The following is a 14,492-nucleotide window of genomic DNA, read 5'->3' as shown; positions in this document are numbered from 1 at the left end:
TATTCCCTACTCCCCACTCCCCACTCCTAAATATCGACTATGGACTCAGCACTAGTTGCCATTCTCTGTTTTGGGAATTCCATTTAGGTAATTGAGTTTCGCCAACAACATAGGGGCCCCAGTAACGACGGGAACCATCTTGTGCGAAAGCAACTAAAATATCTCCCTTCTCCAGCTTCAAATTATTCTGAGGTAGGGATAAAATTAGTCCCTTCTCACTTCCTTCTTGGGGAGCAAAATCCCAATGTGCTGGTACATCATAGTTAGCCTGTTTAGTACCAGAGCCTTTTGGAAGCGATTGTCGCGCCAGTAGAGCCAACCGTACAGGCTGATTTGTTTGATTGCTCATTCGCAAAGTTCCTTGATCCTTGCCTTTGCTTGCTGATTTATCACGCTCTGCCAAGACAGGATAAGTATTCTCTTTAATATTATTATGTTCTACTTGATTGGTTGAGGTAGTTACTGGAGTAGATAGATTAGCAGAAATCCCCTTTTCAGGTGAAACGGGTGTAGAGGAAGCCGTCTCCCACTGAGTAGTTTCGGTCGGCGGTTGTGAAGATGTATCTGGGTTTGTGGACTCAAAGGATACTGTCACTCCAAAGCATCCCACCAGAGCAACAAGCAGTCCCAAGCAAAAAACTGTAACACCAATGTTACGATATACTGAGGATTTCATATTGATAGTTATTAGAAATAAATATTTTGTTTAAGCTTGACCAAATAGTAACCTATTATCCCAAAAGGGAATCATAGAAAGTAGTCTAATATAGACTTTCCTAAAATTAGTGATACTTATGTATTACAAGTATCATGTTGATTAGAAAATATTTGCAGGAAGTAATTTCCTTGATGTTTGACAAACAAGGGGTAGAGATGCCCATTGCTTTGTGTTTTGAGCGTAGGCTTGGATAAAAACAAGAAAGTAGATACCGAGCCAGCCAATTCATTTATATAAAGAAAAATTTCGTGAAACCACAAATGGCCCCAACAAGGCGTTTTTTGCCAAACCCTTAGATAAATCTAAGATGTATATTTCATCTAGCGTCAGAATAAGCAGCCTTTTAAGGCGCTAAACTTGCTTAAAGATGATATGATGTACAAATTTGAATCAACGCTGGAAACCCACCATATATCTATAATATTAACAAACAAGCTGAGGCTAAAACCAATATCCTCTTTTGAATATAGAGATATTTCAAGATATCTTGACTTTCACCCAGAAGTGTATGTGATGCAAAACACTCGTCTCAATAACTTATTCGATGCTATTACTACACGGTTGGGCCAATGGTTTTTAAATCCTTGGCGGCGGCTATCGCTGTTGATCATTAGTTTTTTGTTTGGTTTTTTTCTGGCAAACGTAGCTTCCACTACAGCCGGTCAACGAGCAGAATTAGACATTGTGGTTGCTGCTTTTTTAGTAATATTGACGGAAATTACCAGTAGGATATTTTATTATCGCAGCTTTTTAGAAAGGCGATCGCTCTTAGTAGATTCACTAAATCTCCTCAAAGTTGGTTTTATCTACGGCCTGTTTCTCGAAGCCTTCAAGCTGGGATCGTAGGGTGGGAGATGAAGGAGATAAACAAGCAGTCAGCAAGAGAAGCGGCGTTAGCAGATAGGTTGAGGGCAAAAGCTTTTGGAATCACGCCGGAAAATGTCGATGAGGTGATAGAAAAGCGAGCGCATTTACTAAAATCTGTCTTCCCAGCTTTTAGCCAATTCTGCCAAACTAGCCTCATCGAACCCCAGGAAATGTTACAAGTGTTATGGGATTTGTGGCTACCTTTAGGAATCAAGCTAGCATCGCAGCGCCAACAGTTAGAACGCCCCCTAATTCAAGGAATATTGGGAGGACAAGGCACTGGTAAAACCACAATGTCTAAAGTTCTCAGCTTGATTCTTGATCGGTTGGGATATCAGGCTGTGAGTTTATCTTTGGATGACTTATATAAAACTTACAGCGATCGCTTGGTTTTAACACAGCAAGATCCCCGCTTGATTTGGCGCGGCCCACCAGGAACCCACGATGTAGATTTAGGTTTAAATGTACTAGACCAAATCCGCCAGTCGCAAAGTCCTGTGATGCTTCCCCGCTTTGATAAATCTGCTTTTGGAGGTGCTGGCGATCGCACTACTCCAGAAATCGTTACAGGTGTAGATATTGTACTATTTGAAGGTTGGTTTGTGGGCGTGCAACCAATTGACCCAGATATATTTGAGACTGCACCGCCGCCAATTATCACAGATGAAGATAAAGCATTTGCCCGTGATATGAATTGTCGTCTCCACGATTATTTACCACTGTGGGAACGATTAGACAGCTTAATTGTGCTATATCCAACTGATTATCGCTGTTCTTTGGAGTGGCGCAAACAGGCGGAACAGCAGATGATTGCTGCGGGTAAATCAGGGATGAGCAATGCAGAGATAGAGCAATTTGTCAATTATTTTTGGCGATCGCTTCACCCAGAATTATTTATCAAACCATTGGTAAAAGATGCAACAGTGGTTGATATGGTGATTGAGATTCATGCCGATCATAGCTTTGGTGAAGTGTATTGCGATCGGGCTAATTCGTAATTCTTGTACAGACGCGATTAATCGCGTCTCCTATGATTTTGACGCAGATTTAGAAGCGTTACTAAATAACCAAGATAGAAGATTTGCAACTGTAGCAGCCCCAAAAGAGAACAGCGCAATAATTGCATCACGAGGTAAAACACCATCTAACCAGCTACCCTGTATTTGAGAAACTGGAAAATCTGGATCTATACCGATTTGAATCTTTTTAGTTTTTCCAGAAAAGCGGGCTTCTATGCCCTTTTTGGGAACAATTTCCAGATGACGTATTTCTTTAATGTTTAAAGGAGTTTTAATAGGATCAGGTTTGTCACCCATGAGAAACTCATTTTTCTTAATCTCCTGTTCCTGTCCTACCATGCGGATTTTACCTTCTACAATAGTAGAATTTATTAAATCCTGTTTAAAATCTTTACCAGATATATCTAAATTTAGAAATTTCACCTCTTTGGTTTCTATCTTTTCTCTAAACCATTGTTCTGATTCATATTTTGGAGCTTCGGCTAGGGTAATATAAAACTTGGTATTTGGCGCAATGTTTGGGTTAAGTTGTTGATTATATGGCTTAACATTACATTCTAGTGGTGTTTGCTTATCTGGTTGATTTAGTAACTTTTTTAAATTTGGTGGTAATTCATATCCTTCTAATATTACTCTGAATGGTTGTTTACCTAAATCTAGTTTTAATCTATTTTGGTTGTTTTTTAAGTTTAGTTTAGAGTTAGATTGTAGCTTAAAAGTAAGTTGAGTGCGTAAAAAATCATAACTTAATTCAGTTACTTTTGTATTGGGTTGCAGCGGGAGTTCTTCTAGGGTTATTAGATTGTTTTTATCACTTGTTGCATGCAGATTATTTGGAGCAATAATCCATCTGCTATCGTTATTTTTAAGGTCGATTGTTAAAGAGTGTAAGTGATTAAGTTTTGGCCAAGTTTTACAGTTAAAATCGCCTGTGAAAGTCAGGGTTTGTCTGCCATAATTTTCTAGTTCTTTAATGCCGCTAATATTTTGAAGAAAGAGTTTTGATTCTTCTTCATTATAGGTAAAACTCATTTTTTTAGAAATAATATTACCTTCAAAAGTATGTGTGCCAGGTACAATAGCGGCAAAGGTGACGATAGTCAATAATAGAAGTAACAGCAACACTAACAATGAATTTTTATGATTTGAAATAATTCGTAGTAAGCGTTTTAGCACTGAAGTGCTGACTACAAAGAAAGCAACTAGATATGTTTTCAGAAAATTCAACCATTGGCGAATCTTGATGAAGTTGGGAAACTTTCGTTTGGTTTTTTGCCGAGATGCCATGATTTATTTCAACCATTTTGGGTTATGCTCAAATACAATTCGTCCTTCGCGACGAGCGCTAGTTTCATTTGTTGATTCAACAAAAGCAACGTAGTGCAGTTCATAACGTCCAGTTGGAGCGTTGCGTCCATCCCAGGTAAAAATAGTTTCACCGCTTCTGGGGTTAGGACTGGAAGTGCTGTAGATGTGTTTTTGACCATGAGGGAAGACTAGGATTTCAAAGTTGGTAAATTTCACTCGATCCTCGGAATAAAAGACAAATTCATACTTACCTGAAGTTTGCCCCAGGATAACTGGAACAACTACAGGTTGAGAATCTATCGTATAAACTGCTTTAGCGCGAAGTTTAATTGCTGGTATTTTTGCTTGCCTGAGAACGTAAGTATCCCAGCTAAAGCTGAAACGCGAACCATTATTAGACAATGACAAATCATCCAATTGATAGTCATAATCATCTCCCAAGGATCTCACTTTTATCTCAGGCTTTTGTCCACCTTTAATTTGCGGAATTTGTAGCGTGAGGATTTTGCCAAAACTGGTTAAGTCTCGGGTAGCAAAAGAAATTAGGTTTAAGTCATTGTTGCTTAAGGGTTGTTGTATTATACCTTCGCAGCGATTGGGTGGTTTACGGCGGATATAATCGGTAGATTTGGGGTTCCCTTTTGGGCAAGAAGCAGCAGCGGGAAGATGGCTGAAGCTGAGGATTAATAGGCTGGCAAGAACAATTTTATAATTCATAGTTTGTTGAAAGTAAAGAGGTACAGACGCGATTAATTGCGTCTGTACAAAAGGCTATTTAATGTTCCAAGTGGACAGTTTTTTTTGAACCTTAGATATGGGATAAGCGAAATCTCGCCCATATTTTCTGCCTGCAACGATGATGCCTAAAAGCCGATTTTGCGAATCAAGCACAGGACTGCCAGAATAACCGGGTTTAAGTGCGGCTTGAGATATTTCTAATTGCTGGTTGTTATAGCTACTGATTTGTCCTGATTGCATAGACCAAGATTTATCTACTCCCCTTTGAGTAAAATGACCAATAATCCGAATGGGCATTTTTGAGGTGATTGCAGTTGAGGAGATGGGTAAGGGTTGGATATCTTCTGGCAGATTAACGCTAACTTCTAAAACAGCTAAATCGAGTTGTTCATCTACAGAAGTCACTTTGAACAGCTTGGCATATCGTCGCATTCGCACTCGGTTGGGTGGCGGTGAACTGAAAAATTCAACTTGAATATTTTTACCCTGTTCATTGCCATCAAAAATGACATGACGATTGGTGAGAATTAATGTCCGGTTGCTTTCTCGCTTAATTACTACACCAGTGCCAATCTCAGTTCCCAGGCGCTCACTGTTAAAAAACTCCGCAGTGATGAGTACCACAGAACGCATAACTGGTACATTAGGATCATCTTTAGGCAACCATTGGCGATCGTCTTTTACGCTTGCTAGTTTATTCTCTTGCTCTGTCCATAACCGATGTGCCTCTCTATTGTTGTTCCTGACATAGGTATTATTGGGGTCAAGTTCTTCTCCTTTGTCGAAATTTGCAATGGCTTCTTTTAGTTTTCCTTGCAGTTCCAGCACTAAACCCAAACCATTATAAGCATCGATTGGGTTTCTTATTCTTACAGAAGTATCTTCTGGTAATGTTAGGGCTTTTTGGAAGGCGGCGACGGCAGCATTAAATTTACTCTGGAGTGCTAATGCAAAACCTAAAGCGCTGTAAGATGCACCATCGTTAGGGTTGAGTTGAATTGCTTTTTGGAAGGCGGCAACTCCTGCATCTAATTTCTTCTGCTCAATTAGGGCAATGCCGAGACCCCTATAAATATAAACATTGCTAGGGTTGAATTCAATTGCTTTTTGGTAGGTGGCAACTGCTGCATCTAATTTCTTCTGCTCATTCAAAACAAAGCCGAGACCGATGTAAGCACCAGCTTTGCTAGGGTTGAATTCAATTGCTTTTTCATAGGCGGCAACGGCGGCATCTAATTCATTCTGCTCATTCAGCGCATAGCCGAGATTGTAGTAAGCATCAGCATCATTAGGTTTGAGTTGAATTGCTTTTTGGAAGGCGGCAACTGCTGCATCTAAGTTCTTCTGCTCCTGTAGGGCATTGCCGAGCTGATTGTAAGCATCAGCATTGTTAGGTTTGAGTTGAATGGCTTTTTGATAGGCGGTAACTGCTGCATCTAATTTCTTTTGATTTGTCAGGACAATACCCAAACCGATGTAAGCATCAGTATAGTTAGGTTTGAGTTGAATGGCTTTTTGATAGGCGGTAACTGCTGCATCTAATTTCTTTTGATTTGTCAGGACAATACCCAAAACGGTGTAAGCATTAGCATCGTTAGGATTGAGTTGAATTGCTTTTTGCAAGGCGGTAACTGCTGCATCTAATTCATTCTGCTTTCTCAGCACATTGCCCAGACCGCTGTAAGCTTCACCTAAGTTGGGGTTGAGTTGAATTGCTTTTTGGAAAGCGGCAACCGCTGCATCTAATTTCTTCTGCTCATTCAACGCATAGCCGAGATTGTAGTAAGCATCAGCATAGTTGGGGTTGAGTTGAATGGCTTTTTGGTAGGCGGCAACTGCTGCATCTAATTTATTCTGTTGTCCCAATGCAACGCCGAGATTGTAGTAAGCAATAGCCAAGTTTGGGTTGAGTTGAATCGCTTTTTGGAAGGCGGTGACGGCAGCATCTAATTTCTTTTGTCCATACAACACATTTCCCAGAACATTGTAAGCAGTCGCCAAGTTAGGGTTGAGTTGCAAAGCTTTCTGAAGAGATGCTAATGCCTCCTGTTGTTTACCTTGAGCATTTAGCACGTTTCCTATACCCACGTAAGCTTCAGCATCATTAGGGTTGAGTTGTAATGCTTTCTCGTGCGCTGCTAATGCTGCATCTAATTTCCCCTGTCGCCGCAAAGCATTTCCCAAATTGTTATAAGCTTTGCCATTATTGGGTTCAACTTGCAAAACTTTACGCCAAATCGTTTCAGCTTGGGAGTTGTTACCCACTGTTTCGGCAGCGTTGCCTTGTTGAAATAGCTGTTCAATATTGTTTTGAGCGACTACAAGCTGGGGTGTGGTAGCCAGAGATAGAGTTAAAAATAAAGTAGTAAATATACGGTTGTGCATAATCATGCTAATACGTTCTCAGATTGTATCAGGACTCACGGAAAACTCGTCAAAAACCTGATGAATCTTTGAGACATACTCGTGGACAAGTCTTTGATACTCGCAGACGAGTCTTTAATACTCGTGAACGAGTCTTTGATACTCGCCGATGAGTCTTTGATACTCATGAACGAGTCTTTAATACTCGCCGATGAGTCTTTGATACTCATGAACGAGTCTTTAATACTCGCCGATGAGTCTTTGATACTCATGAACGAGTTTTTAATACTCGCCGATGAGTCTTTGATACTCGTGGATGAGTCTTTGATACTCGTGGACTATGACATTTTTTCTAAAGTTTTATTTATTACATCGAAAGGCGATCGCTTAAACTATGCTATGGTGCGATCGCTCTTCTTGTTAACTAAAGTATTTAATATAGAGTATGAAGTCACTTTTTATCTTTATAAAGACTACTACGATGCCCAACTTCTATGATGGTTATCAATAAAATCTCATCCAAAATATCATAGATAATGCGATAGTCTCCTACTCTAATTCGATAACCATTGTCTCTATTTTTTAGCTTTTTAACACCATCTGGACGTGGTTCTGTGGCTAAATCATCAATTTTAGCGTGTATGCGTTCTTGAAGTTTTGGCGGTAATTTTTTAAGTTGTTTTGATGCACCTTTAGAAATTTCAACTTGATAACTCACGCCACTTTTTTACTTATTTCTTTTTTAACTTCTTCCCAACTCACAGTACCATTAATACGTATATCTTCTTTACCTTCATCATAGGCTTTTAACTCTTCCTCCTCCTCTTCTTTTTCTATTCGTTGTAACAATGTAAGAATTTCATCTAAAGTGCTGTCATAAGCCTGTTTCAGTAGTAAGTTAATGGCTTTGATAATTTCTTCTCTTTCAATTTCGGTTTTCATGTTTAAGCCAGAAATATTGAATTTACATACATTATATACAGTAGTCTGGAATCAAGGCATCGCTTGAGACTCAGGACAGTCCCTACTGCCTTAATCACAAAGTTAATTGACAAATTGCTTTTAAAACTTGTAACAACTGACTTGAACGCTCTCTTTCCATTAAATTTAATTCTGGCAAGAGATAATAAATAGGGGGATTTCCTTGTTCAAGATAGACAAACTGATAACTTCTACCATTTGTCACTAATCCCCAAACTGATTTTTGATTATCTAAATTTTTATAAGAGTATGTGAGTAGCTGAGGTAAACCAGTTGAAATATCAACCTGACAATTTTTAGATTCAATTAACAGTACCCAAAAATATGTTTGAGGTTTTGTGTGTTTAGCTTTACTAACAGCTAAAATATCAAATCTTCCTTTAATTTTGATATCTTCATCTTCAACTTCAATATCAGCAATATTTTCCTCCAAAAGAATCTCAATTGGATAGCGATAAAAACCAGCTAATCTTAGTAATGGGGCAACTGCAAGAAACTTTACCTGGCCTTCAGAAACTTTGCCTGCTGTAAGGTAGCGTCGAAAGTCATTTCTAATTTGCAGAAGTTCCTGCTGTTCTAATTCCGTGAGAGGTTCCAAAGATAAGTAGTTAGAAAATGAGTCAGTGTATTGTTCTTGAAAGCCAAACAGACGATGAACTTCTTCTAAGGATAAATTACGAGCGTTGAGAATTGTCATATATTTTTGCTTGATTATTGATCTAGTGATTGAGATTCATGCTAATCATAGCTTTGTGAAGTGTATTGCGATCGCACTTAAGAACGTTGATTGAAATTTTTGCAGTTTATATTATTATCAACGTTTATTTGCCAAGTCTTCTTTTAACTTCCTCAGCTAAATTTACTAGTAGCACTTCTACTTGCTCACCTGTTTTTAAATCTTTCAGCGATGACTTTTGTGCTGCTGCTTCCTCAGAACCAATAATTACACAAAATTGAATTCCTTGTTTATCTGCTAGCTGAAATTGTTTACCCAAGGGACGCTTCTCAAAATTAGTGATAACATTAATTCCAGCCTGACGCAGATGTTGCGAAACTTTTAAATAAGTTGGCATTAAATCTTCTTGCATATTCACTACCATCACCTGGGCTGGTGTTGCAGCTAAGGTACTAAGAATACCAGCTTTTAACAAGCGACTAATTAAGCGAGTTAATCCTATAGAAATACCTACACCAGGCATTTTTTCACCCAAGAATACTCCAACTAATTCTTCATATCTGCCGCCAGAGCAAATACTACCTAAAGCTTCATGCCCTAATAAGGTTGTTTCGTAAACTGTACCAGTATAGTAATCAAGACCACGCGCAATTGATAAATCAATACAGAAACGATTTTCAGCAACTCCAAGATTACGTACACCTGCAATTACCGTTTGTAATTCAGTAATTCCCAGGCTTAATTGCTCGGTTTCTGCCAGATTCTCTGCAAGATGCTTGAGTTTATCTAATACTTCATCAACAGAACCATCTATTTTAATAAAATCAATAATTTTTTGAGTCTGTTCTCCGGAAACTCCCTCTTTTTCCAACTCTTGTTTTGCTTTATTTTCACCAATTTTTTCTAAATTATCAACAATACTAATACACGATTTAATTTTATCTTCAGTAATTCCTACTGACTTAAAAAAACCTGTAAGAACTTTACGATTATTGATGCGAATCAAGAAATCACCAATATTTATTGCTTCAAATATCTCAGTGATAATTGCAGGCATCTGAGCATCATAAAGCAAGCTGAGTTCACGACGAGCAACTACATCAATATCGCACTGGCGAAACTGACGAAAACGCCCATCTTTCGCTCGTTCACCTCGAAAAACCACATCCATTTGGTAGCGGGCAAAGGGAAAGGTTAACTCATTCAGGTGACGGGCAATATACGCTGCTAAAGGAACTGTTTGGTCAAATTTTAAAGCTCTTGCTTCTGAACCAGTTTCACCCGATTTATCTCTCTCGGCTTGCCGATTTGGTGGCAAGATGGGGTCAATGCCATAAATGATATTGTCACCTTGATTACCTTTAGCTTGCAGCACTTCTAAACGTTCTACAGCAGGTGTTTCGATGGGTGTAAATCCATAGCTTTCAAAAACTCTACGGATGATATCTAGCAAATATAATTCTAGACGCTTTTCACTAGGCAGAAATTCTGGAAAACCGCTAGGAGTAGAAAAGTTTATTTTGTCACCTTTTGCCATGCGTGTACCTTACTAAGTTGAAATTTGAGATGGAAGCTTAACTACTGCAAGCTGCGTCTACACAAACAAAATCCGCCTGCGCGGACTGGAGAATAATAAATGATTATCTCTGAGCGAAGAAATTACTATCTTAACCGTTCTTCTTGAATTAAGGTGCGTTGAAAGATTTGATTGTTTTTAAACCAATGCCAAGTGCGGGCACGATTGTTACTATCAGGGCTAATGTAAATCATTTCGTATAAGCTCATATCTGGGTTTGTTTTATAAGTAAACCGCAAAATCACAAGTGAATTATCGGCTTCCCAGGCTTCACCTTGGATGCGATCGGTGTCAAACCACAGCTTATTATCTTTATAGCTTCCTGGAAATTCATACTCTTCTTGTTTCCCATCAGACCATTTATAGCGATTGATTTGATAGTAGGGATGAGGGCCATTTTCTGGAAATTGACAAGTTAAGTGAGATTCATACTTGTCGAGTATTTTTCCTGTTGTATCAACTACTGTATAAGTTCCTACCCAATCTCCCTCATGACGGACAAGCACCGGCATTCCTTCTCGAATATTTGACATAGCAATTCACCTTTTATTGTTCTAACATTTGGAAAAATCGATCGAGTAAAGTAATCGGGAAAAGTTTTCGCTGTACAACCAAGGTCTTTTATTACAATGCCTAGAACCTTTAAGCCAGTGACAGCAAATGCCAGTCTTCACTAAATAAGGCATTTTCTAAAATCGAGTCGTCACCTGGTGCTAAGTCCGCGATGAGTAATGCCCAATTGATAATACTTTTAGAAACAGGAATCTCTACCGTGGCATCTACTGGGCGATTCAGAACAGGGATTGCAATGGTATCCATTTTAAATCTCTGTCCAGGTAGTCAGCTACAACTTAATTATGTTCGCATATTATGAGTGGGCAGTGGGGAAGGTTGTCAAAGATGGCTTTAATCATCGCTGGCATAACTTGAGGCGAAGCATAACGAATTCCGTTTTTCTTCCAAGCGATGCCTGCGGAGGGCTACGCCTACGCATTTCTCGTCAGCTTTTAATATTCTTGTGTATCCATACGAATATCTTTCGCCAGTTTTACCGCGTGCGATCGCCAGTTTACGCTTTTATTGTCCACGCCCTGGCTTGCAATCTGCAAAACCTAATGCCTCTGTGTCGAGAAAACTTGCGATCGCCATCTCAATAACTGCTTCGATTGGATATTCAATTTCAGTAGCACGAGCAATTAGAGCGGCGCGAATTCGTTCAGGTAAGCATCCTAAAATAACTTCGGCATCATGGGGGGAAAGTTGCTCTTGGAGTTTTGCTTGCATCGCTTTACTACCATTTTTCTTCCAAGCTAAGGCGTTCCTCGTCGGCTTCTAAAGGCTAAGTTAAGCGGTGGCTAGTATCCGTTGTATCACCACAAATATCCTTCACTCGTCCACTCCAACGTGTTGTTATACCGGGCTTCCGCGACAAGTTCACGACTTCTCTGCCGCTTTCTGCTTCCTTCTTACGTAAGTCTGCAAATATTGCATCTAAATCATAGTTGAAAGACTTCGCATACTCTTCACGGATTTGGTGGATCTCTTCGACAATCTCATCTGTCCACATAACCTAATATCCCATTAGTTCGTTGGGTGTGCAAAGGATAGGCAATACATAGCCAAAATCAAGGCTAATCTCCGCTAACTTACCCTGGATTTGAGCATTAGCAATATGTTTACAATTCCACGTTAACAGATAATCCATGCCGTGGACGGTTGCGGCGGCAATGTGAATAGCATCTACCTTTGCTTTCGGAGGCAGATTACTTTGGGTTAGAAATTGAATAGCTAAACTTTGTACGGCTTGATTCAATGCCAATAAAGGAAAGTCTTGCAAAATTTCCAGTCGTTGAGTGGCGATCGCTGTATCTCCCTTAGCTACTTCGTCTAAAACAGCCTCTGAAGTGTAAAGAGTGAAGTTATTTCGACGAAAGTCCCACCAGTCCCGTGTTATTTCGATATTGGCAGCAATAATCAGGTTTTTGGTCGATCTGGCTGTCAGATAACCAATAACACTGGTTTCAATATAGACGGTTTCACTCACAGTATTTTCTAAACTTTATCTGCCCCTTATCCTATAACATGATGGACTCACGGCTAACCTGTTCAGTTGTTTCACCTTCAGTGATCGCTTGCTCCATTGCCACGTCTTCAATAATTTCTGCCAGAAATTCTGAGACTTCTTTTCCATTGTCACGAATTAATTCGACGATGGCGCTTTTCAAAATTTCCTTAAGTTGGTATGAAGATCCAGAATTTCGCATACAATGAGCGCTCGCAAATAGATCAATAAAACTTATGGCTCAATTTTATCGTAGTAGCAGACTATCAAAATCCTCAAGATGCATTTGAATTGTTAGCCCTCTCGCTTAATGTATTTTGCCTCTACTTATCTAGCGTGGTTACGCCTCTTTTGCTGATCCTGATTGAGTTTTTGAATATCTAAAGCCTGACGGTAGCATGGATGGATCTCCCAAATTACACCGAAGTCTTGATTCGTTCTGCTTGAAAGAAAATCAGGCATATCAGCGAAGTAATAATGCTCATATCCTTGATCTTCCTTTTCCGCTCTAGCAACGACAAAGCCTAATCTAAACAGAAAGTGTGCAATATCTAAAGACGATTTTACTGGCTTGCCTTCGATCACTGGCGATAAATGATTTGTTATATGATTAGTGATCCATGAAATTAATTCATCCCGCGTCATTCGACGTTCTGCGCCTCTAAAACCATTTATCAACTCTTCTACATCACGGCACTGATGCTTATGCTCTGCGATTAAATCACTAATACGTTTCCTCCCATATTCTCCCCAAACTGCATCTATATGCTGTTTAGCAATTAATCCTTGTTTCTCCCGAATGGCTTCTTCTTGTGCAAATTTACATAGTTGAATAGCCCATCGAGGTCTATGGTAGGAAAGAGTATAAATAATTTGGTACATAGGTCTTTCGTTATTATTCCATAGTGTTCGTGTTTCAAAAATCTGATTGACATAATGTTCTTCAATCTCAATTTCTGTTGAGTATCCAGTCAGCAAAGGAATTTCTATTTTTAAAGAATTCATTTGATATCTGATCCGCTTATAGAGCAGGGTTCGGAAGTCTGCCTGACTCCAAGTAATGTCATGAACATATTGCTCAAACTTGTCAAGCGATTCATCAAATCTTCGTATTAAAGGCCATACGTCAGTTCGCATGGTTATTCTGAAATTTATGCCAGTGACCTGAGCAGCAAGATAGCGACATGCTGAAAAGAAGGTACTTAGTTCTAGATTTTCATGAGGAGTGCGTTGATAAGTAGCATCAAGATCGTCTACGAGAAACCATACTTTCTTTCCGTCAAACCGCTTTAGAAGCTCTATTTCATTGGTTGCGTGTAGCTTTTCAACAGTTGCTTGTTGCGGAATTAGTTTCCTTAGCCTATCTGTTAGTGCAGACACAAGATTACGACTTTTGAAACCATCAAGCTCTGCACTTTCGACCAAAGTAATTGCATCATCTCCAAGCGCTAAATTTAGCTCTGCACCGATATGGCGATTTACGAGAGCGCAGATACGCACCATCCAGTCTCGGATATAGTCATTTGGCAACTTAAGCTCAGATGAGAGCTTAAAATTAGAGCGAACTAAATCACTACCCTTACAACTGATAACAATTACATCATCTCCATGCTCCTCTTGAATCTTGGCTTCAATCCATCGAATCAAAGCAGATTTACCAACCCCTTTTTTAGCGGTTGCTAGAAGAATACTTTTTGTTGGGTTAAGAAATTTTTCAAAGGATGATTGCTCAACAAAGAAATTTAAAACTTCAGATGGCTGAACGTCATCTCCAGCTTCATTACCAAAATCTATCCTTTTAAGAATCTGGTTTGGATTAGTAGTCATAAATCAAAGCAAGGTCAACAGTAACCGACAGCGCTTCAACTCTATCCGATGCCTCAGTGGTCGTCCAGTACTTTTAGAGTTGAAAAGTTATGTATGTAATACCACTAAGGACATTAAATACTGACAGATAGTCTTGTAGTAACTGCTGGTGGCTTTACGAATGCGATCGCTTTTGCGTATCCCGCCTGTCATCTCATATCCCCGGCTGTCTTTGCCATACTTCAACACCACGCCACTGGCCAAGTGAACGAATGAACTTGTGTTCTGAACGAATGAACTTGTGTTCTGAACGAATGGACTCGTGTTCTGAACGAATGAACTTGTGTTCTGAACGAATGGACTCGTGTTCTGAACGA

The 14,492-nt window shown here is 39.4% G+C and carries 19 protein-coding genes; 3 read left to right on the top strand and 16 right to left on the bottom strand.

What is annotated here, in order from left to right; translation table 11 throughout:
* Positions 1–37: 37 nt before the first annotated feature.
* The gene (locus RMY00_RS32410) at positions 38–676 is read right to left on the bottom strand and encodes a hypothetical protein (protein WP_322651471.1); all 639 of its coding nucleotides are present in this window, start codon (positions 674–676) and stop codon (positions 38–40) included.
* Between the two features lie 555 nt (positions 677–1,231).
* On the opposite strand from RMY00_RS32410, the gene RMY00_RS32405 reads away from it, so the two are divergent.
* Complete coding sequence (locus RMY00_RS32405) at positions 1,232–1,564, top strand: DUF565 domain-containing protein (protein ID WP_322651470.1); 333 nt, start codon at positions 1,232–1,234, stop codon at positions 1,562–1,564.
* Positions 1,565–1,572: 8 nt separating this feature from the next.
* Positions 1,573–2,583, top strand: coding sequence for a glycerate kinase (locus tag RMY00_RS32400; RefSeq protein ID WP_322651469.1), 1,011 nt, complete (start codon positions 1,573–1,575; stop codon positions 2,581–2,583).
* A gap of 30 nt (positions 2,584–2,613) precedes the next feature.
* On the opposite strand, the gene RMY00_RS32395 is transcribed toward RMY00_RS32400, so the two are convergent.
* The 3 genes from RMY00_RS32395 to RMY00_RS32385 are packed head-to-tail and all read right to left on the bottom strand — an operon-like array spanning position 2,614 to position 7,035.
* Positions 2,614–3,891: a hypothetical protein gene (locus RMY00_RS32395; RefSeq protein ID WP_322651468.1), complete on the bottom strand. Its 1,278-nt coding sequence runs from the start codon at positions 3,889–3,891 to the stop codon at positions 2,614–2,616.
* 3 nt (positions 3,892–3,894) lie between these two features.
* Positions 3,895–4,629, bottom strand: coding sequence for a hypothetical protein (locus RMY00_RS32390; RefSeq protein ID WP_322651467.1), 735 nt, complete (start codon positions 4,627–4,629; stop codon positions 3,895–3,897).
* 54 nt (positions 4,630–4,683) lie between these two features.
* Positions 4,684–7,035: a tetratricopeptide repeat protein gene (locus RMY00_RS32385; protein WP_322651466.1), complete on the bottom strand. Its 2,352-nt coding sequence runs from the start codon at positions 7,033–7,035 to the stop codon at positions 4,684–4,686.
* Between the two features lie 81 nt (positions 7,036–7,116).
* Between RMY00_RS32385 and RMY00_RS32380 the strand changes: the two genes are divergently transcribed.
* Entirely contained in the window at positions 7,117–7,512 is a 396-nt protein-coding gene (locus tag RMY00_RS32380; protein ID WP_322651465.1) for a hypothetical protein, read from the top strand.
* On the opposite strand, the gene RMY00_RS32375 is transcribed toward RMY00_RS32380, so the two are convergent.
* The 12 genes from RMY00_RS32375 to RMY00_RS32320 form a co-directional block, all read right to left on the bottom strand.
* A complete protein-coding gene (locus tag RMY00_RS32375) occupies positions 7,466–7,732 on the bottom strand; it encodes a type II toxin-antitoxin system RelE/ParE family toxin (RefSeq protein ID WP_322651464.1) in 267 nt (88 codons plus the stop codon). The two genes, RMY00_RS32380 and RMY00_RS32375, sit on opposite strands and share 47 nt — an antisense overlap.
* On the bottom strand, positions 7,729–7,956 hold the full coding sequence (locus RMY00_RS32370; protein ID WP_322651463.1) for a hypothetical protein: 228 nt from the start codon (positions 7,954–7,956) through the stop codon (positions 7,729–7,731). The genes RMY00_RS32375 and RMY00_RS32370 overlap by 4 nt, the downstream gene beginning before the upstream one ends.
* A gap of 94 nt (positions 7,957–8,050) precedes the next feature.
* Entirely contained in the window at positions 8,051–8,692 is a 642-nt protein-coding gene (locus RMY00_RS32365; protein ID WP_322651462.1) for a restriction endonuclease subunit R, read from the bottom strand.
* Positions 8,693–8,816: 124 nt separating this feature from the next.
* Positions 8,817–10,208: a histidine--tRNA ligase gene (hisS, locus tag RMY00_RS32360; RefSeq protein WP_322651461.1), complete on the bottom strand. Its 1,392-nt coding sequence runs from the start codon at positions 10,206–10,208 to the stop codon at positions 8,817–8,819.
* 125 nt (positions 10,209–10,333) lie between these two features.
* Positions 10,334–10,780, bottom strand: a complete 447-nt coding sequence (locus tag RMY00_RS32355; RefSeq protein WP_322651460.1) for a DUF3598 family protein — start codon at positions 10,778–10,780, stop codon at positions 10,334–10,336.
* A 109-nt stretch (positions 10,781–10,889) separates the two neighbouring features.
* Positions 10,890–11,066 (bottom strand): hypothetical protein, encoded by a 177-nt coding sequence (locus RMY00_RS32350; RefSeq protein WP_416212120.1) that lies wholly within the window; start codon positions 11,064–11,066, stop codon positions 10,890–10,892.
* Between the two features lie 258 nt (positions 11,067–11,324).
* A complete protein-coding gene (locus tag RMY00_RS32345; RefSeq protein WP_322651459.1) occupies positions 11,325–11,531 on the bottom strand; it encodes a hypothetical protein in 207 nt (68 codons plus the stop codon).
* A gap of 55 nt (positions 11,532–11,586) precedes the next feature.
* A complete protein-coding gene (locus tag RMY00_RS32340; protein ID WP_109007171.1) occupies positions 11,587–11,814 on the bottom strand; it encodes a hypothetical protein in 228 nt (75 codons plus the stop codon).
* Positions 11,815–11,817: 3 nt separating this feature from the next.
* Complete coding sequence (locus RMY00_RS32335) at positions 11,818–12,291, bottom strand: type II toxin-antitoxin system VapC family toxin (RefSeq protein WP_322651458.1); 474 nt, start codon at positions 12,289–12,291, stop codon at positions 11,818–11,820.
* Positions 12,292–12,322: 31 nt separating this feature from the next.
* Positions 12,323–12,511 carry a hypothetical protein gene (locus RMY00_RS32330; protein WP_322651457.1) on the bottom strand — a complete coding sequence of 63 codons (189 nt, stop codon included), beginning with the start codon at positions 12,509–12,511 and terminating at the stop codon, positions 12,323–12,325.
* Positions 12,512–12,636: 125 nt separating this feature from the next.
* Positions 12,637–14,136, bottom strand: a complete 1,500-nt coding sequence (locus RMY00_RS32325) for a P-loop ATPase, Sll1717 family (protein ID WP_322651456.1) — start codon at positions 14,134–14,136, stop codon at positions 12,637–12,639.
* An 87-nt stretch (positions 14,137–14,223) separates the two neighbouring features.
* Positions 14,224–14,367 carry a hypothetical protein gene (locus RMY00_RS32320; protein ID WP_322651455.1) on the bottom strand — a complete coding sequence of 48 codons (144 nt, stop codon included), beginning with the start codon at positions 14,365–14,367 and terminating at the stop codon, positions 14,224–14,226.
* Positions 14,368–14,492 lie beyond the last annotated feature (125 nt).

Origin of the sequence: Nostoc sp. ChiVER01 (assembly GCF_034531155.1) — a bacterium.
Taxonomy (GTDB): Bacteria; Cyanobacteriota; Cyanobacteriia; order Cyanobacteriales; family Nostocaceae; genus Nostoc.
The sequence above is the reverse complement of the archived record's forward strand: the minus strand, read 5'-3'. Positions and strand labels throughout refer to the sequence as shown.